The sequence below is a fragment of the Paenibacillus sp. FSL R5-0517 genome, from assembly GCF_037974355.1.
Lineage (GTDB): Bacteria > Bacillota > Bacilli > Paenibacillales > Paenibacillaceae > Paenibacillus.
Window position 1 is genome coordinate 4,369,551 of sequence record NZ_CP150235.1, and the last position, 21,189, is coordinate 4,390,739.

At 47.3% G+C, this 21,189-nt stretch carries 23 protein-coding genes; 1 reads left to right on the top strand and 22 read right to left on the bottom strand.

Annotated features, from left to right (window positions below; genetic code table 11):
* Positions 1 to 15: 15 nt before the first annotated feature.
* The 19 genes from hisC to mtrB all read right to left on the bottom strand — a co-directional run bounded on the left by hisC (position 16) and on the right by mtrB (position 17,729).
* Positions 16 to 1,116, bottom strand: a complete 1,101-nt coding sequence (gene hisC / locus MKX40_RS19345) for a histidinol-phosphate transaminase (RefSeq protein WP_339235194.1) — start codon at positions 1,114 to 1,116, stop codon at positions 16 to 18.
* An 86-nt stretch (positions 1,117 to 1,202) separates the two neighbouring features.
* On the bottom strand, positions 1,203 to 2,009 hold the full coding sequence (gene trpA, locus MKX40_RS19350; RefSeq protein WP_339235196.1) for a tryptophan synthase subunit alpha: 807 nt from the start codon (positions 2,007 to 2,009) through the stop codon (positions 1,203 to 1,205).
* Positions 2,006 to 3,205 (bottom strand): tryptophan synthase subunit beta, encoded by a 1,200-nt coding sequence (gene trpB, locus MKX40_RS19355; RefSeq protein ID WP_215076005.1) that lies wholly within the window; start codon positions 3,203 to 3,205, stop codon positions 2,006 to 2,008. Before trpB ends, trpA begins: the two co-directional genes overlap by 4 nt.
* Positions 3,202 to 3,903 carry a phosphoribosylanthranilate isomerase gene (locus MKX40_RS19360; protein ID WP_339235200.1) on the bottom strand — a complete coding sequence of 234 codons (702 nt, stop codon included), beginning with the start codon at positions 3,901 to 3,903 and terminating at the stop codon, positions 3,202 to 3,204. Before MKX40_RS19360 ends, trpB begins: the two co-directional genes overlap by 4 nt.
* A gap of 35 nt (positions 3,904 to 3,938) precedes the next feature.
* On the bottom strand, positions 3,939 to 4,727 hold the full coding sequence (gene trpC, locus MKX40_RS19365; RefSeq protein WP_339235202.1) for an indole-3-glycerol phosphate synthase TrpC: 789 nt from the start codon (positions 4,725 to 4,727) through the stop codon (positions 3,939 to 3,941).
* A complete protein-coding gene (trpD, locus tag MKX40_RS19370) occupies positions 4,717 to 5,757 on the bottom strand; it encodes an anthranilate phosphoribosyltransferase (RefSeq protein WP_253442664.1) in 1,041 nt (346 codons plus the stop codon). The genes trpC and trpD overlap by 11 nt, the downstream gene beginning before the upstream one ends.
* Before the next feature lie 68 nt (positions 5,758 to 5,825).
* Positions 5,826 to 7,394 carry an anthranilate synthase component I gene (trpE, locus tag MKX40_RS19375; protein ID WP_339235205.1) on the bottom strand — a complete coding sequence of 523 codons (1,569 nt, stop codon included), beginning with the start codon at positions 7,392 to 7,394 and terminating at the stop codon, positions 5,826 to 5,828.
* A 690-nt stretch (positions 7,395 to 8,084) separates the two neighbouring features.
* On the bottom strand, positions 8,085 to 8,462 hold the full coding sequence (gene aroH, locus MKX40_RS19380) for a chorismate mutase (protein ID WP_253438600.1): 378 nt from the start codon (positions 8,460 to 8,462) through the stop codon (positions 8,085 to 8,087).
* Between the two features lie 5 nt (positions 8,463 to 8,467).
* Complete coding sequence (gene aroB, locus MKX40_RS19385) at positions 8,468 to 9,562, bottom strand: 3-dehydroquinate synthase (RefSeq protein ID WP_339235209.1); 1,095 nt, start codon at positions 9,560 to 9,562, stop codon at positions 8,468 to 8,470.
* 1 nt (position 9,563) lies between these two features.
* Entirely contained in the window at positions 9,564 to 10,733 is a 1,170-nt protein-coding gene (gene aroC / locus MKX40_RS19390; RefSeq protein WP_105599406.1) for a chorismate synthase, read from the bottom strand.
* A gap of 178 nt (positions 10,734 to 10,911) precedes the next feature.
* Positions 10,912 to 11,706: a protein-glutamate O-methyltransferase CheR gene (locus MKX40_RS19395; RefSeq protein ID WP_062835189.1), complete on the bottom strand. Its 795-nt coding sequence runs from the start codon at positions 11,704 to 11,706 to the stop codon at positions 10,912 to 10,914.
* A gap of 25 nt (positions 11,707 to 11,731) precedes the next feature.
* Positions 11,732 to 12,175 (bottom strand): nucleoside-diphosphate kinase, encoded by a 444-nt coding sequence (gene ndk / locus MKX40_RS19400; protein ID WP_339235211.1) that lies wholly within the window; start codon positions 12,173 to 12,175, stop codon positions 11,732 to 11,734.
* Between the two features lie 154 nt (positions 12,176 to 12,329).
* Positions 12,330 to 13,304 (bottom strand): polyprenyl synthetase family protein, encoded by a 975-nt coding sequence (locus tag MKX40_RS19405; RefSeq protein WP_017687703.1) that lies wholly within the window; start codon positions 13,302 to 13,304, stop codon positions 12,330 to 12,332.
* A 341-nt stretch (positions 13,305 to 13,645) separates the two neighbouring features.
* Positions 13,646 to 14,266 carry a UbiX family flavin prenyltransferase gene (locus tag MKX40_RS19410; RefSeq protein WP_339235214.1) on the bottom strand — a complete coding sequence of 207 codons (621 nt, stop codon included), beginning with the start codon at positions 14,264 to 14,266 and terminating at the stop codon, positions 13,646 to 13,648.
* Positions 14,267 to 15,133, bottom strand: coding sequence for a UbiA-like polyprenyltransferase (locus MKX40_RS19415; protein ID WP_339235216.1), 867 nt, complete (start codon positions 15,131 to 15,133; stop codon positions 14,267 to 14,269).
* Positions 15,126 to 15,854 carry a demethylmenaquinone methyltransferase gene (locus MKX40_RS19420; RefSeq protein ID WP_339235218.1) on the bottom strand — a complete coding sequence of 243 codons (729 nt, stop codon included), beginning with the start codon at positions 15,852 to 15,854 and terminating at the stop codon, positions 15,126 to 15,128. The genes MKX40_RS19415 and MKX40_RS19420 overlap by 8 nt, the downstream gene beginning before the upstream one ends.
* Positions 15,855 to 15,869: 15 nt before the next feature.
* Positions 15,870 to 16,733: a heptaprenyl diphosphate synthase component 1 gene (locus MKX40_RS19425; protein WP_339235221.1), complete on the bottom strand. Its 864-nt coding sequence runs from the start codon at positions 16,731 to 16,733 to the stop codon at positions 15,870 to 15,872.
* A gap of 101 nt (positions 16,734 to 16,834) precedes the next feature.
* Positions 16,835 to 17,386, bottom strand: a complete 552-nt coding sequence (locus tag MKX40_RS19430) for a hypothetical protein (RefSeq protein WP_339235223.1) — start codon at positions 17,384 to 17,386, stop codon at positions 16,835 to 16,837.
* Between the two features lie 121 nt (positions 17,387 to 17,507).
* Entirely contained in the window at positions 17,508 to 17,729 is a 222-nt protein-coding gene (gene mtrB, locus MKX40_RS19435) for a trp RNA-binding attenuation protein MtrB (protein WP_017687697.1), read from the bottom strand.
* Between the two features lie 147 nt (positions 17,730 to 17,876).
* Here mtrB and MKX40_RS19440 point away from each other — a divergent pair, with 147 nt between their 5' ends.
* Complete coding sequence (locus tag MKX40_RS19440) at positions 17,877 to 18,038, top strand: hypothetical protein (RefSeq protein WP_339235225.1); 162 nt, start codon at positions 17,877 to 17,879, stop codon at positions 18,036 to 18,038.
* Positions 18,039 to 18,104: 66 nt separating this feature from the next.
* Here the strand turns inward: MKX40_RS19440 and MKX40_RS19445 are convergent, their stop codons facing one another.
* The 3 genes from MKX40_RS19445 to MKX40_RS19455 form a co-directional block, all read right to left on the bottom strand.
* Complete coding sequence (locus MKX40_RS19445; protein WP_024630670.1) at positions 18,105 to 18,377, bottom strand: HU family DNA-binding protein; 273 nt, start codon at positions 18,375 to 18,377, stop codon at positions 18,105 to 18,107.
* A gap of 217 nt (positions 18,378 to 18,594) precedes the next feature.
* Entirely contained in the window at positions 18,595 to 19,581 is a 987-nt protein-coding gene (locus MKX40_RS19450) for an ABC transporter permease (RefSeq protein ID WP_339235227.1), read from the bottom strand.
* Positions 19,578 to 21,095: a sugar ABC transporter ATP-binding protein gene (locus tag MKX40_RS19455; RefSeq protein ID WP_339235229.1), complete on the bottom strand. Its 1,518-nt coding sequence runs from the start codon at positions 21,093 to 21,095 to the stop codon at positions 19,578 to 19,580. Before MKX40_RS19455 ends, MKX40_RS19450 begins: the two co-directional genes overlap by 4 nt.
* Positions 21,096 to 21,189 lie beyond the last annotated feature (94 nt).

A 21,189-nucleotide genomic window follows, 5' to 3' on the forward strand; every position in this document is an offset into this window, starting at 1 on the left:
CTTTCATCGCCAGTATTAAGGGCTTGCTACCGCCTTCTCAGCCAGCGTGTTCTCCAGTGCCGTGACAAATGCACGGTTCTGTTCTGATGTTCCGACGGACACACGAATGTAAGTTGGGTATACGTGGAATCCTGGGCGAACGATAATGCCTTGTTTCAGCAAGGATTGGAACGCCGTAGCCGAAGGCATGTTCAGATCAACCATAATGAAATTACCCTGTGAAGGGAAATACGACAATCCGAGCCGTGTAAATTCATTTTGCAGGAAATCCCGATCCGTTGCATTCCGCTTCGAGCACTCTTGAACAAAATCCTGATCCAGTAATGCAGCGGTTGCCGCAACCTGTGCAAATCGCGAAGTGTTAAACGGCTCACGTACACGGTTAATCAAATCAATAATTTCGGGACGTGCGATGCCGTATCCGATCCGGAGCGAAGCCAAACCATAAATTTTGGAGAATGTCCGCAGAATGACCAAGTTCGGATACCGTTCGATCAATGGTATGCTTTGCGGATATGCATCATCGGTTACGAATTCATAATAAGCTTCGTCCAGTACAACCATCACATGTGCAGGTACACGGTCCATAAAGGCTGTAAGTTCCTGCTCAGAGATAATCGTACCTGTCGGATTATTTGGATTACACACCCAGACCGCTTTCGTTTTGTCGTTGATTTGCGCAAGCATCGCGCTCAGATCATGCGTTCCATCTTTAAGAGGCACTTCGATGGTAACGGCTCCTTCAATATCGGCATTGCTTTTGTATACGGAGAATGTCTGATCTGCCATGATGGTCTCGTCACCCGGCAAGAAGAAAGCTCTCGTGATCAAAGCAATAATCTCATCAGAACCACAACCAAATATTAAGTTGTTCCGTTCAACACCAAGATGCTTTGCAAGAACTCCAGTCAGCTCAACCGAGCTACCGTCTGGGTATATGCTTATGTTAGTCATTTCTCTCGTAATGGCTTCCAGGGCGGCAGGAGAACTGCCGTATGGGTTTTCGTTGGAGGCCAGTTTGATGACTTGTTCAAGCCCCAGTTCACGTTTCACTTCTTCAATCGGTTTGCCCGGTTGGTACACAGGCAGATTGACAATCTGGGATTTCGGTTTCAACCCGACCGCCTCCTGTTATTGAGATAATGTTAGACACGAATGAGCGTGCACCTCATGTGTCCAAGGGATGTACTTTCAAGACATCTCTATCCCTTCAATTGTGCCACAAAGTTGCGAATTTGCAACAGCCCCTCTGCACGCGTGTCCGGATTTCCAAGCAGAGGGATCGCGTCTTCCACCTGACGAACGATGGCACTACCTACAACAACACCATCGCAGATGCGGGAGAAATGTTCCACCTGCTCATGACTAGAAATACCGAAACCTACCGCTACAGGGACGTCTGTCAGACTTTTCACCGTCTCAATGAAGCTTTCTACACCATCAAAGAAAGAAGCTCTCTCTCCGGTTACTCCAAGGGAAGATACACAATAGATAAAGCCACTTGCTCCATTCACAATCCGCTCAATCCGTGCATTAGATGTAGGTGCAACAAGTGGCACCAGATGTACTCCCGCGCGATTAGCACGTTGTCGCATCTCTTCCGCTTCCTCAATTGGCAAGTCCGGAATGATCATGCCACTAATATCGTGTTTGACCAATTCTTCAAAGAATACATCCAACCCGGTCTGCAAGACCGGATTATAATAGGTGAACAGCACAAACGGCAGTTTCACACCTGCCTTACGAGCTTTTGCTGCGGTTTCCATAACCGTACGAATAGTAATCTGGCTTTTCAGCGCACGTTCGGAAGCACGCTGAATGACTGGGCCATCTGCAAGTGGATCGGAATAAGGAACACCCAGTTCCAAAATATCCGCTCCGGCCTGCTCAAGCTCCTTGATGATATCGATCGTTGTATCCACATCCGGGTCTCCCACGGTTAAGAATGGAATAAGTGCCGTGCGATTCTGTTGCTTCAATTGCTGGAAGGTCTGGTCCATCAGATTCATCCCAAGTCACCTCCCGTGTATTTCATGATTGATTCAACGTCCTTGTCTCCCCGTCCCGACAGACAAATGACTACAATATCATCTGCTGTGAGTTCAGGCGCCAGTTTGACAACTTGGGCAACCGCATGTGCAGACTCCAGAGCAGGAATAATTCCTTCTGTCCGACATAGAAGTTGCAGGGCATCCAGTGCTTCCTGATCCGTGATCGGTACATATTTTGCCCGTTCAATATCCTTGAGATAGGAATGCTCCGGACCAACACCCGGATAATCAAGTCCGGCCGAGATGGAATGTGCTGGCTGAACCTGTCCATACTCATCCTGCAACAGGTAACTCATAGATCCCTGGAACACACCATGCGTACCTTTGGTCATCGTCGCAGCGTGATACTCGGTATCGACCCCTTTGCCTGCGGCTTCAACGCCAACAAGCTTCACATCCTGGTCACCGATAAATGGATAGAACATGCCGATTGCATTACTTCCTCCACCGACAGCTGCTACAATTACATCCGGCAAACGTCCTTCGATCTCCTGAATCTGACGACGGGTCTCATCACCAATCACTCGTTGGAAATTCCGCACCATCATCGGATATGGATGAGGTCCAACCACTGATCCAAGCACATAGAACGTATCCTCCACATTGCTGACCCAGTAGCGAAGCGCTTCATTACCAGCATCCTTCAGTGTCCGTGTTCCGGACGTAACCGGAATTACTTCTGCTCCGAGCAGCTTCATCCGAAATACGTTTAACTGCTGACGCTCTGTATCTTCTTCGCCCATAAATACTTTGCATTCCAGTCCAAGCAATGCGGCTACAGTTGCCGTTGCAACGCCGTGTTGACCTGCACCCGTTTCGGCAATAACTTTCTTTTTGCCCATCCGTTTGGCAAGCAGACCTTGTCCAATGGCGTTATTAATTTTGTGCGCGCCTGTATGATTGAGATCTTCACGTTTCAGATAAATTTTCGGTCCGCCCAATCGGCGTGACAATTGCTCTGCATGATACAATGGGGTTTCACGTCCAGAATACTCGCTCAGCAGATAATTCAGTTCCTTGTTGAATTCCTCATCTTCAGAGAAGTGGCTGTATGCCTCCTCCAACTCAATAAGTGCGTTCATTAGTGTCTCAGGTACAAAGCGGCCTCCGAAGTGACCGAAACGCCCGTGTTGATCCGGCAATTGATGTGTCATGCCTGCTTCACCCTTTCTACGAATGCTGTAATTTTGGCAATATCCTTCACACCTTCAGTTTCAACGCCACTGGATACATCGACGCCGAAAGGTGCATATGTCTGTATTAATTGCTGTACATTGTCCGGCTGCAAACCTCCTGCAACGAACAGAGAGATTTCGCGACTTTTCGCCCATTCCGCATAGGCAGGAATTCGCTCCCAGGCAAATGTTTTCCCGGAGCCCCCTCCATATAGAGGATCATGGGTATCAAGCAATATCGCATCAACGAATTTATCGTAAGCATCAAGAGCCCTTACGGCTACATCATCAGCTTCCGGACCCGTTTCATCTTTGGGAAAAGAAAAAACCTTGAATACTTCGGCATTCCACCGCTGCTTGACCTGATGGCAGAATTCCGCAGACTCCTGTCCATGCAGTTGAATAACATCCAGGTGAGCAATCTCCATAATGTGTTCCAACTCTTCGAGCGTAGGATTCACAAATACACCTGCAAGCTTCGGGCGATCATAGATAGACCATTCGAACAACACGGTCCTTAATGCAGCAGCCTGCTCGGGTTCGATTCGGCGGCGTGATTTGGCAAAAACAACACCAATGTAATCCACAGGCAAGTTTATCATCGATTTTAGCACTTCAACGTCCTGAAGTCCACATATTTTTACGGCCGCTGGCAGCGGGTTTCTCCGTTCAGACATACTGTCACCTGTGCCATCGTGTATGGAAGTATTCATCATTTGGGTCCCATCAAATCATATACAGCCGCCTCGACATCATCCTTGCGCATGAGATGCTCACCTACGAGAATACCATGAACACCGGCCTGGATCAGAGGCACTGTTGATTCTGGTCCATCAATACCACTTTCGCTGATCAAGGTGACCCCACTTGGAATCAATTCCATCAAATCCAGTGTCGTGCTCAGACTGGTTTCGAATGTTTTCAAATTACGGTTATTAATGCCTACAAGTGTTGCCTGCGGAATCTCCAATACCTGCTCCAGTTCTGTTCGATCGTGAACTTCAATCAAGGCATCCAGTCCCAAACTTTTGGCAAATTCCAGATATTGACGAATCTGTTCAGGTGTCAGAATGCTGGCAATCAGCAGGATCGCATCCGCACCCAGTAATCTTGCCTCGGCAATCTGTCGCTCATCTATAATAAAATCCTTGCGTAATAACGGAATATTCACCGCTTGATGGATCGCATGCAAGTACTCGTTGCTCCCTTGAAAATACGACACATCCGTTAATACGGAGATGCAGTCTGCACCTGCTCGCTCATAAGCAGTAGCAATCTCTACCGGATGAAAATCCGGGCGAATTAACCCTTTGGATGGCGAAGCCTTCTTCACTTCAGCAATAAGGCCGAGTTTGCGATTGCGTTTGCTTGATAATGCTTGTTCAAATCCCCGGGTTGCCGGTAATTGTTCAATTTTTTGGATAGCCTCATCCATGCGAAATGTCTGTGCCAATACTTCTACTTCTTTATGTTTGGTTGCAACGATTCGATCAAGATACATGACTGTACGCCTCCGTTGTATGAATTAACTGTTCAAGCTTCCCGGCAGCTTTGCCTGAATCTACCGCTTCAGCGGCAAGTGTGACCCCTTCAGCAATGCTATCTGCAAGACCGGATACGTAGATGCATGCTCCAGCGTTCAACAGTACGACATCACGGTAGGCACTCTGCTCACCCTGGAAGATCCTCTTAATAATTTCGGCATTCTGTGCCGCATCTCCTCCAAGCACCGCTTCGAGTGGATGCAGAGACAAGCCCATATCACGTGGATCAATATCGTAGGTGTGCACTTCACCATTGCGAAGTTCAGATACCTGAGTTGGCGCCGAGATACTGATTTCATCCAGACCATCATGACTGGCCACGACCAACGCTCTTTTGAGACCAAGACGATTCAGCACTTCAGCGATCATCGGCGTCCGGGAACGATCATACAGGCCAAGCAATTGGCGATCTGCTCCCGCAGGATTGGTTAATGGTCCGAGCATATTGAAAATGGTACGCACACCCAGCTCTTTTCTCGGTCCTGCCGCATGTCGCATGGAAGGGTGATATACTTGGGCGAAACAGAAGCAAATTCCGATATCATCCAGACATTGTCTGGCCTGTTCCCCGTTCAGATGGATATTTACACCGAGTGCCTCTAATACATCTGCACTACCTGCTTTTCCTGAAGCTGAACGGTTGCCATGTTTGGCGACCCGAACCGAAACGGCGGAAGCAATAATGGCAGATGCCGTGGAAATATTGAATTTATGAATACCCGATCCGCCTGTTCCACAAGTGTCCAACAAGCCGCTGCCATCCGTGAGAATCCGTCCGCCTTGACCACGCATCGCTTCAGCAAAACCGGTGATCTCATCCACCGTTTCCCCCTTCATGCGCAGCGCCATTAACAAACCTCCGATTTGAGCCGGCGTTGCCTCACCTCTCATAATCGAGTACATCAAATCTCGTGCTTCGGCTTGCTCCAGATGGCTGCCCTCTAAAATCTTCGCTAATCCATTCTTCATGCCATCCTCGCGAGTCATCTCAGTAATCGGGGTTACAGAGTTTTCATTCATAATCGGGTTTATGTTCATCTCCGGTCTCTCCTCTCTTAGTTTTTAGCGGCAGCTGGTGTGACAAAGTAGTCTGCATTTGCCAATTTCAACGTGCTGTCCTTTTCTTTGGCAGGAAACATGGCTTCTGCTGTTCGAATCGCCTTGAGCAATGCTTTGGCTTTGTTAACCGTTTCTACATATTCATTCTCAGGTACAGAATCCCACACGATTCCCGCTCCGGCCTGTACATATGCTTTTCCTTTTTTGAAAATAATCGTACGAATCGTAATACAGGAGTCCATGTTACCAGAGAAACCGAGGTATCCAATCGCTCCGGCGTATGCACCGCGTGCCTCTTTCTCCAGTTCCGCTATGATCTCCATTGCACGAAGTTTCGGTGCACCAGATACGGTACCCGCTGGCAAGCATGAGAGGAACGCATCGAAGAAATCCTTATCATCTCTTAGCTCGCCCGTAACGTTGGATACCATGTGCATCACGTGAGAATACCGTTCAATCTCCATGAACATGTCACACTTCACACTGCCGAAGCTGGATACCCGACCCAGATCGTTACGGCCCAAATCAACCAGCATGAGATGCTCCGCACGTTCCTTCTCATCCTGGAGCAGGTCAGCAGCGAGTGCACGATCTTCCGCTTCGGTTGCCCCCCGTGGACGTGTTCCCGCAATCGGACGTGTCTCCACACGATTTCCGTCCACCTTGACCAGTGCTTCAGGCGAAGTGCCGACGATAATTTCATCATCCATTTTGAGGTAGTACATATAAGGTGATGGATTCAGGGTCCGAAGCACACGATACACGTGAAGCGGAGAAACCTCTGTATCAATGTGAAAACGCTGGGATAATACCACTTGAAAAATATCACCTGCGCGAATGTACTCTTTGGCTTGCTCTACATTACCTATGAACTGTTCCTTCGTAAGGTTGGAGCGAATATCTCCCAGTTCCACGTCTCCCGGAATGGAACGCGGATTCAGGTTTTCCCCTGGTCCTTGCTGCTGCAACCGTTCAGCGGCCTGCTCCAGCTTCTCCGAAGTCACCGCATACGCTTGCCGTATCTCATCATCCGTTGCACCATCCTTGACGTGTACATTACCGACGAGCAACATCTGCTGCTTCACATGGTCGAACACGATAATCTGGTCACAGAACATAAAACGGATGTCATCCATATTTAGATCATCCAGCGCGTGGGCTGGAAGCTTCTCATAATAGGACAGCAGATCATATCCGAAGAAACCAATTGCCCCGCCTGTGAATGGTGGCAGTTCATCATCTTTTGGGCTGCGGTACTTACGCAACAGTGCTTTCAGTTCTTCAATCGGTTTGCCTGGCAATTCACGAGTCTGTCCCGCTTCTTCCACTACAATCCGGCCCTTCTTGGCCGAAATCATCAGGAACGGATCTGTACCGATGAACGAGTATCTCGCCCATTGGATTCCCCCCTCTACACTTTCCAACAGGAATGCCCGGTCGTTGTCAGCAAAACGGCGGAATATTCGAATCGGAGTCTCCATATCTGCCAAAATCCGTTTGACTACCGGAATCAGATTATACTCATTTGACATTTTCAGTACTTGATTAACGTTTGGCGTTATCATCAAATCACGTCCTTTCAGATTTATATAAGTTCAACTAGTGAGGTTTACACTGAACACTCCGATGACAGAACAACCTTCCGATCGCTGTTATCCCCAGAATTTTTTGACTCCCTTTCTAAAGGGAAAATCCGGTGATAAAGGCAAACGCTCCGCTTCATCAGGTTATTTCTGTCCTTTCGGTTTGTGTAAAAAGCTTAGTTGAACCTATAAGGGTAGAAGAAAAAAAATATGTACAAAAAAACCTCTACCATCAGGTAGAGGTTTGGTTATAAGCTGTATTCAACAGGGTGATGCTTCATAAATAACAAGTCCCTATACTTCGCTCTCGGATTATTACAGGTCGCTGAATTGATGCATGTTACATCATCCAATGCGGGAAAATAAATCAGTTATAACAAATCAACTACTCATTCCAATATTTCGTAAAATATGGGAGAGTACATGTTTGTGTTGTACCGATATATATCTACACAAAAGGTGTCCTACGACACATTTGCTGCTTCCCTGTTCCTGTTACAACTTCCGTAGCACGACGTACCGTGAATCAGTTGACCGGTTTCTGTTGCCCCGGTTACCACCCACTGGACTCTGCTATATACTCCACTAGCTCAGCTGCTCTCAGCTCAATCTCTACTCTACTCAACTGGTTCTCACTATACATCATTATGATCGGTTTGACAACCTGCTTCTTTAAGATCCAGAAGGTGCTGCCAGATCCGGACGCAATGCCTGTGCACCGTTCAGATACACATGATGGATTTCGTTCTGAGCTTTGTTTGTATTGACATGTACCATGAATCGAATGCATTGTGCCAATGCACCTTTAACCGGAACTTCCAGCGCACACATCAGTGGTACGAGTTCCCAACCATCCAGTTGGCGTATAGCTTTTGCCGGAAAAGCAGCATCCAGATCCCCAGTTAACGTAATCCACACACTACAGATATCTTCCGGTTGGATCTCATTGCGATCCACGATCTCCTGCAGCAATACAGCCGTTTCTTTCAAAATCTGTTCTTCGTTGTTCTGCGTGACTGTTGTAGCCCCGCGAATTCCCCGTGTGACCATTGCTGTTACTCTCCCTTCCTGAGCATTTCAATGACGTCCCGAACTGTCGACACAGGTACGTCCTTCACAATTCTTGCAGCCCCAATCCGATCAGGAATGATGAACACCATATGACCTTCACGGAATTTTTTGTCATGCATCATCGCTTCCATTAATGCATCCGTGTCCAGATGAGCAGGCATCGTTGTTGGAAGGCGAAGTGAACGCAACATGCGGACCGTATCTTCATACAGCCCTGCTGGCGCACCAAGCTTCTCACCAAGCAATGCCGATCCAGCCATACCGATGGAAATTGCTTCTCCGTGCAGGAATTCTCCATAACCGGCAATCGCTTCAATGGCATGACCAATCGTATGTCCAAGGTTCAACAATGCACGTTCTCCATTTTCACGCTCGTCTCTGGATACGATCTCTGCCTTGATACCACACCCGCGCTCCAAGCCGTATCCCAGTGCTTCCGGATTAAGCGCAAGCAACTCTTCTGCATGCTCCTCACACCAGTGTGCAAAAGCCGCATCACGGATCAGCCCGTGCTTCAGCATCTCTGACAAACCTGCCGAAACATCTCGTGGCGGCAAGGATTGAAGTGTGTCCACATCGTAGAGTACCAGCTCAGGCTGGTGGAATGCACCGATCATATTTTTGGCCAGCGGATGATTGACAGCCACCTTGCCACCTACGCTGCTGTCATGCGCCAAAATCGTTGTAGGTACTTGAACAAACTTGATTCCACGCATATATGTAGCGGCAACAAAGCCAGCCAGGTCACCTACGACACCACCACCTAGGGCCAGAATCGCAGAACTCCGATCCAGTTTGCCTTCGATCGCGACAGTCATCATATCCTGATACACCGAAAGGGATTTCGATGTTTCACCAGAGGGTACAACCGCCGATACGACTGTATAACCAGCCGTACGCAGCGTTTGCTCCAAACCTGACAAGTATTTGGGAGCCACATTTTCATCTGTTATGATGAGTAACGGACTTTTTTTGGTTAGGCCATATTGCTCAAAATATTGAGGGGCTTGTGCCAATAGGCCGCTACCAATCAGAATCGGATATGAGCGTTCCTCCAACTGTACCGTCAGCTGACGCATATTAGTAATTCTCCAGTTGAGCGTTATAGTTAGCAACATTAGCACGGATCTCTTCCATGGAATCCCCACCGAATTTCTCCAGGAATGCCTTGGCAATTTCCCACGCTACAACATGCTCCATCACCACACTTGCTGCTGGTACAGCACAAGCGTCCGAGCGCTCAACCTGAGCCGTAAATGCTTCTTTCGTATCAATATCCACACTTTGCAGTGGCTTATACAACGTTGGGATTGGCTTCATCACACCGCGTACAACCACTGGCATACCGTTCGTCATCCCGCCTTCGAATCCGCCCAGACGGTTGGTTGCCCGGTGGTAGCCGCGTTCATCCGTATGCATGATTTCATCATGCACCTGTGAACCACGAATGACTCCGGCTTCGAATCCGATACCAATCTCTACACCTTTGAATGCATTAATGGACATTACGCCTTGAGCGATTCGCGCATCCAGCTTGCGATCGTATTGAACATAGCTACCCAGACCAATTGGCACCCCTTCAACGATACATTCCACGATTCCTCCGATGGAATCGCCTTCTTGTTTAATCTGGTCGATGTAGGCTTCCATCTTCTTCTCTGTCTCAGCATCCGTGACACGTACAGAGGAAGCTTCTGTCACTGCGATCAGTTCATCAATCGGAAGGTCCTGATATGGAGCTTCGATCTCTCCAATACGAAGTACACGTCCAGCTACCTTGATTCCAAATTCAGCCAGGAATTGACGTGCAATGGCACCACATGCCACACGTACTGTTGTTTCACGTGCACTGGAGCGCTCCAATACGTTACGCAAGTCTTTGAGATTATACTTGAGTCCACCGTTCAGATCAGCATGTCCGGGACGAGGACGATGAACGCGACGTTTCTCTTCGTCACTGCCTTCGATCGGCTCAATATTCATAATATTCTGCCAATGTTTCCAGTCATTATTTTGAACAACCAGCGCTACCGGAGCACCTGTTGTATATCCGTGACGGATACCACCAACGAAATTCGCCTGATCCTTCTCGATCTGCATCCGGCGTCCACGACCATACCCCTTTTGGCGGCGGTGAAGCTGGAAATTCAGTTCTTCAAAATCAATCGTCAAATTACTTGGCAATCCTTCAATAATAGCGGTCAATTGGGGTCCGTGCGTCTCCCCTGCGGTTAAATAGCGTAAACTCATAATACGTTCCCCCTTTAAACTGTTAAACTTCACATTGCTAAAATCCCATAATTTCTTTGCTTATTATAGTATAGCTGACCGGCTTTGACAAGAAAGTCGGCTCTTTCTTGTACTTGGTATACAAATAACCGCCTGAACACATGTACATGTGCTTCAGACGGCTGAACAACCATTATCATTATTTTTTCCGATAGAAAAATGTTTCTGCTGTCTCCAGACCATATTGTCCTGGGGAGAAGATCTGCTCCGTACTGCCCACAAATAAGATACCGCCTGGACGTAAACTTGCTGCAAATTTGTGATACAACAGGTTTTTGGCTTCCTCGGTAAAATAGATCATGACATTTCGGCACACAATCAGATCGTACCCATCGTCAAAACGGTCCACCAGCAAATTTTGTTTCATGAACTTGATCGAATTTTTGAGTTGCTCATCAATACGGTATACCAGGCCATCCTGCTTGAAGTAACGGTTCGCCGTTTCCTTTGGCACATCCTTAAGTGAGCGTTCCATATAACGCCCTTCTTTGGCTTTGGCCAATGCACCTTCATCCAGATCACTTGCCGTAATCGAGCTGTCCTTCAAAATGCCCATCGTGTCCAAAATCATGGCAAGTGTGTATGGTTCTTCACCTGTTGAACAGGCTGCACTCCAGACTTTGACACGACGCTTGGACCCTAGCAGTTCAGGCAGGATCTCGTCCCGCAGCACTTCCCAACGATTGGGATTACGCCAGAATTCAGACACGTTAATGGTCATGCGATCAAGGAACTCGTAAAACAATGATTTATCTTTCTGCATAGCATCAAAAAAGTTAGAAAATGTATGAAACCCGTTTTTGTTGCGAAGTGTGGTCAGCCTTCTTTTCATCTGGCCTTCCTTGTATTGAGCAAGATCAATGCCTGTGCTCTCTTTGATTTTACGAATGAATCCGGTGTAATCCGGGTCTAGTAGTTGTTCTTGCTCCAGCATCGTGTATCACCCTTTTGGCTAATAATTACAACCAGGCTGCGATGCTCTTGTCGTATACCACCAATTCATCTGAAGCAAAGAAATTGGCTGCTTCACGGGAAGCACTTTCCGGTGAATCTGCCCCATGAATCAGATTATGTGGTGTGTGGCTGGCGAAGTCTCCGCGAATGGTACCCGGAGCTGCTTCCTTCACATTGGTTTTTCCGATGACGATGCGCGCAAGCGCCACAATATCGTCCCCTTCCCACACCATGGCAAATACAGGCCCAGATGTGATAAAACGAACCAAATCATCGAAAAACGGTTTGCCCTCATGTTCAGCATAATGGCGTTTTGCCTGTTCCTCAGACATCTGCACCAATTTGCCTGCCACCAACTTAAATCCTTTGTCTTCCAGACGGCTAATAATTCGACCGATCAATCCACGCTGCACACCATCCGGCTTCACCATCAAAAATGTACGATCCATCAGCTCACTCCTCACTCACGGTTCAAAGTTAATCACTATGTAAACGCAATCCCTCTGATTGTAACATACATGTCCAAATCCTCCCAATGAGGAATATCACAAGTCTGTTCATCTTTGGGTATGAGCGATCTGAGAGTTGAAGGTCATACAAAGTTTAATGCGTACGTTTAACCACAAAATGAGCGATGTCACGCAGGTTTTTGGTCGTCTTGATGTTAGGTAGCTGATCGAGAGCATCGAGCGCTTTCTTCATATATCGGTCAGCAAGGGCTTCTGCTTTAGCGATTCCTTGACTTTGGCGAATCATTCCAATTGCATCCGATGCACTTGCCCGTCCTTCTTCATGCTGGACACGGGAAATCTCCTTAAGCAAAGGTTCCCGCAGATCGGATTCTTCTAGGGCATAAAGTACAGGAAGAGTAATATTTCCTTGCTTCATATCACTGCCTGGTGGCTTACCAAGTTGTTTCTCGGTACCTACCAGATCCAGTACATCATCTTGAATCTGGAAAGCCATCCCCACATTGTATCCGTATGTATACAGCAGGGAAGATACATGCTCAGGCGCGCGTGTGGCCAATGCTCCTAACTGACAGCTAACCGCAATCAGAAGTGCTGTTTTACGGCGAATCCGCAGCAGATAGTTACGAACACTTTGTCCCGTATTGAAAAAGTCGCGAATTTGCTCCATTTCACCAATGGACATCTGTACCATGGCTTTGGCAAGAATACGATGAATAGCTGGATCGGATAATCCGGCAGTCATCTCAAGTGCCTTACCGTAGATATAGTCTCCTGTGTACATGGCAATCCGATTATCCCATTTTGACTTCACCGTGGGTTTGCCTCGGCGTGTCTCCGCATTATCAATCACATCATCGTGAACGAGCGATGCGGAATGAATCAGTTCCAGCGGAACCGCGACCAGCTTCAGACGTTCAATGTCATATGTACCAAATTTCCCGCCAAGTAATACAAAAACGGGCCGCAACCGTTTTCCTCCTGCTTTGAGCAAATGAAGCGACGTTTCACTCAGCAGCTTCTGTTCTCCTCGAACACTGCGATACAGCTCTTTCTCAATGTAATCCATGTCCTTTTTTAACAACCCGAAAATATCCAATAGTTTCATTCGTTCACCCGTATCAGCGTATTGTCAGTCCACAAATCCATGCTTACCTTCCCCTCCAGCAAGTCGGGCCTGCAGGCATTACGATAAACCCGGCTTACCGTTCTTGCTTGTGTTTTTCCATAAAGATCTAACGTATTCTTCTTCACCGAATGTCATGGCCGACACCCGGGAATTAAACTCTGCGACTTGTTCTGAAACAAAATACAGAAGTTGCCGGAGCATGGGTCAAGACTGTGGTTCATGAAGACTCACCATCAGCACTCACCAATACCCCGGGATTCGGGGGACAAATAAACCGAGCAACACCTTGGCAAAAAACTGCCTTGTATCGGACTCAGTCATTATCCCCGTTCATCCGGTTCTCCCCATCTTGTAAAAAGTTGATGTGGGATGCGCAAGCTATCCAGCACTTTTCCCACCAAAAACAGAATCAACTCATCCATAGTCTGAGGTTTGTAATAAAAAGCAGGCATAGCCGGTATCATACGCACACCAAGACGTGAAAGCTTCAGCATGTTCTCCAGATGGATTGCATGAAGAGGCGTCTCACGTGGTACGAGGATCAATGTTCTTCCCTCTTTCAACATCACATCAGCTGCACGGGACATCAGATTATCCGAGGATCCCTGCGCAATGGACGAAAGAGTTCCCATAGAACATGGCATGATAATCATGCCGTCGGCCAGATAAGAACCACTTGCAATGGAGGCCCCTATATCACTCACAGGATGATAGATCAGAGAACCCGCACGGTTGCCGAATTTTTCTTCCAGCACCACATCCCGATTCGTCACATCCCAGTCCATTTCTTCTTTCAATACACGCCACCCTGCATTGGATATGACCAGATGAACGTTATATTCCAAATCAAGCAGCGTTTCAATTAATCGAATGCCATATATACTGCCACTCGCTCCGGTAATTCCGACAACCAGTCTTTTATTGTCCGGTTGCTGTACCATTTATTTCACCGCCAGATCAATCAGAGTAAACGTAAATACGATTATACTAAGCAAACTGTTCATGGTAAAAAACGCCGTTTGAACACGGCTCATATCATTAGGCGATACAATATAGTGTTGATAGAACAGAATTCCATACGTCACCAACATGCCTGCGCCATACCACCAGCTCAGATCTGTCATCAACAATAATGCAAGAAAACCAATTGCAGTAATCACATGGAAGAACTTAGCGATCTGCAAGGATTTAACCAGGCCAAAACGGGAAGGTATGGAGTGAAGACCCTCTCCCTGATCAAATTCCAGATCCTGACATGCATAGATAATATCAAAGCCCGCTGTCCAGAACACAATCGTAACGTACAGCACAATCGCTGTCCAATCCATCGTGCCTGTTACAGCTACCCAGCCACCAAGTGGTGCCAAACCAATCGTCATTCCGAGAACGACGTGGCATAACCATGTGAATCGTTTGGTGTACGAATACAGTACCAACATAAACACAGCAATAGGCAACAGCTGCATGGACAATACATTAAGATTGGATGAGGCCCAGAATAACAATATAAATGAGATAATGACAAATATAACAACTTCCCCATTTTTCAAAAGCCCTGCCGGGATGGCTCTCATCGCAGTACGGGGGTTTTTACCATCAATCGCTTGGTCAATAATCCGGTTCAAACCGAATGCTGCACTACGTGCACCGACCATCGCAAGCAATACCCACATGATCTGCATCCAGCTTGGGAAGGTATCATCCACTACCATGGAGCCTAGAATGGCCCCCATAAATGCAAAGGGTAAAGCAAAAAGCGTATGTTCAATCTTGATCATTTCTAAAAAGATGCGAATTTTCCTAAACATGCTGATTCTCCTTGGTTCCAATATGCAATGCCGCGATACCTCCGGTTAGAGGGTAGGCCTGCACTTCTTGTAATCCTGTTTCTGCAAAAATGTCCGCCAGTTCCTTCCTTCCGGGAAAAATCGCCAGAGAGTCGGGCAGCCATTTGTACTGCTCAAAACTTTTAGCAAACACTTTGGCAAGATTCGGTAAAACCTTCTCAAAATAAAAATAATAAATGCCTTTGAACGGCTGCCATGTTGGCTTGGACAATTCCAGACACACAACCATACCGCCCGGTTTGACCACACGTTTCATTTCAGATAACACCTGTCTGAGATCCGGTACATTGCGAAGCCCGAACCCGATTGTCACATAATCAAATGAATTGTCTTCAAAAGGAAGTGACATGGCGTTTCCCTGTGTCAGGGTAATCTGATTCTGACGTTGCACCGCATTGATCTTCGTCTGGCCGACCTCCAGCATGTTGCTGCTGAAATCAAGTCCGTGCATGTGCCCTGTTTCACTTGCTTCTGCCATAGCAAGCGTCCAGTCACACGTGCCGCAGCACAAATCAAGACCGGTGTCGCCTTTGGACATATTCATCTTTTTCATGGTGAATTTGCGCCAAGCCTTATGCCTGCGGAAACTTAGAATATCATTCATGACATCATATTTTCCGGCTATGCTCTGAAAAACCGAATGGACATATTCTTCTTTCGGTTTGGTCTCTCCGCTCCCCATTCGTCTGTCTCCCCCTCAATCTTCCCTTACTGCCGCATGTGAAGGCTGCAAATATGCCAAGTAAGGCTCAAGAATCGCATGGATCTCATGCAAGCCCATTCGCCCTTCCTCGTCTTGCAACAACACTTGAATGCGGTGTGTACAATCGCGAAGCTTGTCCAGCAAAACTTCACCAACCCTATGCTTCAGCATCATAGCGTTCCATGCACGTACATCCGGTTCAGATTGACGCAGCACAGTGCGCTCATCGTCATTACCATGCTCGTATATGTGCCAGTATGCATAGCTGTGGAGATATTGTCTTTCGTCATTCATCCGCTTCAGTTCTTCCACGATCGTTTCGCAGGAGCTGAATTCGGTCAACAGGCTGTTCCATAGTGATTCTTCGTTATCTCGAATCATGCCTGTAAATGAAAGAAACAGCTGCATTCTCAGCTGTACCGTTTCACGCAAGTATTCATCAGCCGAAACGAGAAGCTTCTTCATCCGTTCATACAGCGTCATCTTGCGTGCGTTCACTTCGGATACAGCACCACTGAGTTTGCCGATCATTTCAATTCTGCCCGCTTGGGCAAGCAATTGATAAAAACGGCTACTTAAATAATCTCCGGCGAGTACATTCAACTGGCGTGAACGCATCTCCTGCTCTCTCCGCTCACCGGAAATGGTATCGATTCGATCATGCGTATCCATGGCCAACTGAACGAGCGAAGTTGCAAGAGCATATAACTCTTGATGCACCTTTTCGTCTGTGCGGCCCACAAATACCTGCAGCAGACGTGCTCGGCTATCCGGAAATGATGGGATTTCCGTATGTTGTCGAATCATGTCGTAATCCGTATATTTCTTTGCTAGTTGGGGTACGCGATATGAATTCATTCTCAGCCTCCGAGCCTTAACATTGTTAAACCATTTCTGCACTACAATCTTATATATTATAGCATATGTTGATCGGGCACGCACTGAATCCTGCTATTCTATTACCCCTGACTTGTCATTTCGAATTGCTTCTTCCAGAGTTCGGTTTCCATCAAATGAAACCAGTCCTTCAATTCCTCTGAAAAGGCCGCACTTTTCCAGTTCCGTAATGTGTCAATCGCATACAGGGGCCACTCACCACGCCGAATATCAGCAGCAAGCAACAGATGTCGTTTATGCATCCATTCATCCTCTGCCATCACACGCAACAGCACCTGATCCACGTTATCCAGAGTACGAAAGCCCAGATCCGCCACAGCTGCCATGTTCTCATAGATTTCAGTGTAACTTGTACCCGTTCCTTTTACTTTGAGGTCCAGTGTCAAAATGGACTGTTTCCATTCCACTCTTGCGATGGGTGTGGATAGTTGCATGGAGCTTAGCACATCAACCAGATTGTCATTCGTTAGCTGAACAGGATGATGTGATGCAGAGGCAGGTTGTACGTTTTCCCCGCCCCAGGTACGCATATGTAAGGTTTGTATCGCAACAAGCAGAAAGACTGCCGCAACCGTTGCCAGCATTGAAGCAGTAACAATCATCCGCGGATTCATATACGCCTCCCTGCCTTTACCTGTTAGTGTAGTCTGTCCGGTAAAGGCTCATACCTCATTGTACAATGAAAAAAAGCAGGCTATGCCTGCAATCTTCATTTGATTGTATTCAATCTGTACATTACTCCGATTCAATCTGTCCATGCTTGGTAATCAGCGTGGCTTTGCCCCGGATTTTAATAGCTGAGGTATGAGTGGTAAATTGGGCAAACATCACTTCACCCTTGTCCAATTTCTCGGTGTGGTGAAAACGTGTATCCTGACCTCGGGTTAATCCGATCACCTGGACACCATTTTCCTCTGCCTTAATTACAATATAATCATTGCCGGTTGGATGATCCATCACGCATGTCCCCTTCTTAAGTTCGATAGCGTTAATGATGATTAAGATTGTTTCATTTGTCAACCTGCCCCTTATACGAATGCACCGCAAGAATCAGCTACCCCCGGGTCATACTACAGTTGTACCCCCACAGAAAGGAGAATCTACATGAAGTACACCCCTGCCGCACTTACAGACGAGCATATTCATCAGTTAAAAGAAATTGAACAGCATCTGTCTGCAGCTGCTGGCGAAGAACTGATTCTCGTTGCTTATACCGGGCAACCGGATGATCCTGAGCACTCGGATAGCCGCAAGAATCATCGTTAAAGGGCAAAAGAAAAGGCCGTGAACAAGTCACGGTCTTTTTGTCGACATATGGAATATGTAGAAATCTTATTTAATTCCGTCTTTGAGCGCTTTACCTGGTTTGAATGCAGGAATTTTGCTCGCAGGAATTTCGATTTCTTCACCTGTTTGCGGGTTGCGTCCTTTACGTGCGGAGCGCTCGCGAACTTCGAAGTTCCCAAAACCAACCAATTGTACTTTATCTCCGCTTTGAAGAGCCTCAGAGATTGCTTCGAATACGGCATCAACCGCTTTCGTTACATCTTTTTTGGACAATTCAGTCGCTTCAGATACGTGTGTAATCAAGTCTGATTTGTTCATTTGTTTTTCACCTCCTGTATCAATGTCCTGAATGTTATACTGTGTTTCCGTTTTATAGCGAAATATACGTTCATACGCAAAAAATCTACGTACATCTTGAGCGATGAACACAAATCTCCGCCTGCGGTCAACAGTCATTTTCGGCAGAATGTCGTCTGAAACCACGGGCATTTCAGACGCCGAACAAATTTCATACTAATACAGACAGCCCACAATTTCAAGTCCGGTTGCGGTTTAAGACGTAAAATGTAACCGCCAGGGCAAGCACGAGAACCCCACCTTTTACAATATCATGGGTGAAATACTGTACGTTCATCATCGTTAACCCGTTCACAAGAACACCAATCAGAACCGAACCGATGAAGGTTCCGATGACATTCGGTTTACCCGCACCAAATACAGAGAAACCGACAAATACTGCAGCTACCGATTCCATTAACAACGGTGATCCAGCATCAATTTGCCCAGATCCCACTTTGGAAGCATAGATGATACCACCGATTGCTGCAAACACTCCAGCAGCTACATAAGCGAGTGTACGCACCTTTTTCACCTTGATTCCAGACAAACGTGCAGCTTCCTCATTACCGCCTGTAATGTACATCTGGCGCCCGTATTTCGTATACGTCAAAAAGATATGCACACCTATTACCGCAATAAGCAGCAGGATAACCGATATCGGCATACCGAGCCATTTCCCCTGCCCTATGAGCAGGAATGTCGGGTCCATCTCTCCCGCAGCTTTGCTCCCATCAGGGAACTGCATGTGATTGTAAATGGTATAACCCTGTGCATACGTTTTGTGAATACCTCCGATGATGTACATCGTGGCAAGGGTTGCCAGCAAATCCGGAATACGCAATTTTACAATGAGCAAGGCGTTCAGCAAACCAATCACAGCCCCAATAATCAGTGGCACAATAATGACGATTGCCAAGGGTTGTTGATACCAGATCATTAACGAAGCAGTAACGACAGTTGTCAATGAGACCGTTGCCCCTGCCGAGAGATCAAATCCATCAACAATGAGAGATAACGTAACACCGATCGCGACAAACGTGACGATTGAGATCGAGCCCAAAATATCGGTCAAGTTACTATACGTAAAGAAATAAGGCAATTTAATGCCGAAAAATGCAATAACTCCAATAATGACTATAATCGCCCCGTAACGGAACGCAAAATCCAGTGATTTATCCTTCATGACTGCACCTCTTGTCCACCGCTTGCATAGTATAGCAGCTGTTCTTGATTAGTCTCGCCTCGTTTGAACTCTTTCACGATAACACCTTCGCACATGACTGCGATTCGGTCGCCAATTCCCATGCCTTCATCCAGTTCACAGGTGAAATAGATGACACCCTTGCCGGCCAAAGCCAGTTCATTGATGATGCGGAAAATGTCACTTTTCGCCCCAATATCTACGCCCTTGGTTGGCTCATCAAATATAAATACATCCGCATCCGCATTAAGCCATTTTCCAATGGCTACCTTCTGCTGATTACCACCGCTTAGGTATTTTACTTCCTGCTTCACTGACGATGTTTTAATTCCAAGCTGTTTCACCAATGACTCTGCATTCAGACGTTCCCGCTTGCGGCTTACGAAACCTAATGTACTGAGACGACTTAGCAAAGGCAGGCTTAGATTCCGTTCCACGTTCTCCTGAATCAGGATTCCTTGTTTACGTCGCTCCTCCGGAACAGAAACAATCCCCAGAGCCGCCGCATCCGCAGGCTGAGACAGACGGAGATTCTGGTTGTTGAGCCGGATCTCGCCTCCCTCCAGCCGATCTGCACCAATCAGCAAGCGAGAGCTTTCGGTTTTACCCGCGCCTACCAGACCCACCACAGCAAGGACTTCACCTCGGCGTACAGAGAGATCAACACCTTTGACCTTCACTCCACGACGAAGTCCACGTGCCTCCAATAGCAGCTCCCCCACGGGCGCTTCCGTCTTCGGAAACTCTTCTTCAAATGGTTTGCCCAGCATCTGAGTAACCAAATCGTTGATCGCCAGTCCCTTTGCTTCACCGGTAAATACATGTTGCCCATCCCTCATAACCGTAACGCGATCACAGTGACCCGTCACTTCAGCAAGACGATGGGTTATGAAAATGCAGGCTACGCCCCGTTCCTTCAACAGATGAACAATCCGGAAAAATGCATCCGTTTCTTCCTGACTCAGCGGTGCAGTAGGTTCGTCAAAAATGATGACCTTGGCATCCTGAATCAAAATCCGCGCCAGCAGTATCATCTGTTTTTCTGCAAGCGTCAGATCAGCCACTTTTTGGTGAACGGATATGTCCGCCCCTAATTGCTTCAATGCCTCAATCGCACGCTGTTGCAGCTTCCGCGGACTTTTCCACCACCCCCCGGCAGGTGAAGCCAACTGATCCAACATAATGTTCTCCGCAGCCGTCAGCTGTGGCACCAGTGCCGCATCCACTTCCTGATAGACACAGTGAATCCCGCTTGCCTTCGCGTCTCCCGGAGAACTTAAATGAAGCGCTTGTCCACTTAGCTGAATCGTCCCCTGATCCAATGGATAAGCACCAGACAAAATTTTCATTAACGTACTCTTACCGGCACCATTGGCACCCAGCAGCGCATGAATCTCCCCGCCTTTTACAGAGAAATCCACATCCTTCAGTGCAGGTATGCCTGAAAACTGCTTGTGGATGTGTTCCATTTGAAGCAGAATCGGTGCAGTGCTCATGATGTTAACCTCCAATCGTTCCCTTCCGGGAGCATCCCTTTTTTCATCCAGGCCATACATATCTTCATTATGTTTGAAAAAAGCGCGCCTTGCG

What these genes read in the sequence shown, in the direction of transcription:
- trpA (WP_339235196.1), bottom strand. Translation starts at nt 2,009, where the DNA reads ATGAATCTGATGGACCAGACCTTCCAGCAATTGAAGCAACAGAATCGC.
- trpB (WP_215076005.1), bottom strand. Translation starts at nt 3,205, where the DNA reads ATGACACATCAATTGCCGGATCAACACGGGCGTTTCGGTCACTTCGGA.
- MKX40_RS19360 (WP_339235200.1), bottom strand. Translation starts at nt 3,903, where the DNA reads ATGTCTGAACGGAGAAACCCGCTGCCAGCGGCCGTAAAAATATGTGGA.
- trpC (WP_339235202.1), bottom strand. Translation starts at nt 4,727, where the DNA reads ATGTATCTTGATCGAATCGTTGCAACCAAACATAAAGAAGTAGAAGTA.
- trpD (WP_253442664.1), bottom strand. Translation starts at nt 5,757, where the DNA reads ATGACTCGCGAGGATGGCATGAAGAATGGATTAGCGAAGATTTTAGAG.
- trpE (WP_339235205.1), bottom strand. Translation starts at nt 7,394, where the DNA reads ATGATAACGCCAAACGTTAATCAAGTACTGAAAATGTCAAATGAGTAT.
- aroH (WP_253438600.1), bottom strand. Translation starts at nt 8,462, where the DNA reads ATGGTCACACGGGGAATTCGCGGGGCTACAACAGTCACGCAGAACAAC.
- aroB (WP_339235209.1), bottom strand. Translation starts at nt 9,562, where the DNA reads ATGCGTCAGCTGACGGTACAGTTGGAGGAACGCTCATATCCGATTCTG.
- aroC (WP_105599406.1), bottom strand. Translation starts at nt 10,733, where the DNA reads ATGAGTTTACGCTATTTAACCGCAGGGGAGACGCACGGACCCCAATTG.
- MKX40_RS19395 (WP_062835189.1), bottom strand. Translation starts at nt 11,706, where the DNA reads ATGCTGGAGCAAGAACAACTACTAGACCCGGATTACACCGGATTCATT.
- ndk (WP_339235211.1), bottom strand. Translation starts at nt 12,175, where the DNA reads ATGGATCGTACATTTTTGATGGTGAAGCCGGATGGTGTGCAGCGTGGA.
- MKX40_RS19405 (WP_017687703.1), bottom strand. Translation starts at nt 13,304, where the DNA reads ATGAAACTATTGGATATTTTCGGGTTGTTAAAAAAGGACATGGATTAC.
- MKX40_RS19410 (WP_339235214.1), bottom strand. Translation starts at nt 14,266, where the DNA reads ATGGTACAGCAACCGGACAATAAAAGACTGGTTGTCGGAATTACCGGA.
- MKX40_RS19415 (WP_339235216.1), bottom strand. Translation starts at nt 15,133, where the DNA reads ATGTTTAGGAAAATTCGCATCTTTTTAGAAATGATCAAGATTGAACAT.
- MKX40_RS19420 (WP_339235218.1), bottom strand. Translation starts at nt 15,854, where the DNA reads ATGGGGAGCGGAGAGACCAAACCGAAAGAAGAATATGTCCATTCGGTT.
- MKX40_RS19425 (WP_339235221.1), bottom strand. Translation starts at nt 16,733, where the DNA reads ATGAATTCATATCGCGTACCCCAACTAGCAAAGAAATATACGGATTAC.
- MKX40_RS19430 (WP_339235223.1), bottom strand. Translation starts at nt 17,386, where the DNA reads ATGAATCCGCGGATGATTGTTACTGCTTCAATGCTGGCAACGGTTGCG.
- mtrB (WP_017687697.1), bottom strand. Translation starts at nt 17,729, where the DNA reads ATGGATCATCCAACCGGCAATGATTATATTGTAATTAAGGCAGAGGAA.
- MKX40_RS19440 (WP_339235225.1), top strand. Translation starts at nt 17,877, where the DNA reads ATGAAGTACACCCCTGCCGCACTTACAGACGAGCATATTCATCAGTTA.
- MKX40_RS19445 (WP_024630670.1), bottom strand. Translation starts at nt 18,377, where the DNA reads ATGAACAAATCAGACTTGATTACACACGTATCTGAAGCGACTGAATTG.
- MKX40_RS19450 (WP_339235227.1), bottom strand. Translation starts at nt 19,581, where the DNA reads ATGAAGGATAAATCACTGGATTTTGCGTTCCGTTACGGGGCGATTATA.
- MKX40_RS19455 (WP_339235229.1), bottom strand. Translation starts at nt 21,095, where the DNA reads ATGAGCACTGCACCGATTCTGCTTCAAATGGAACACATCCACAAGCAG.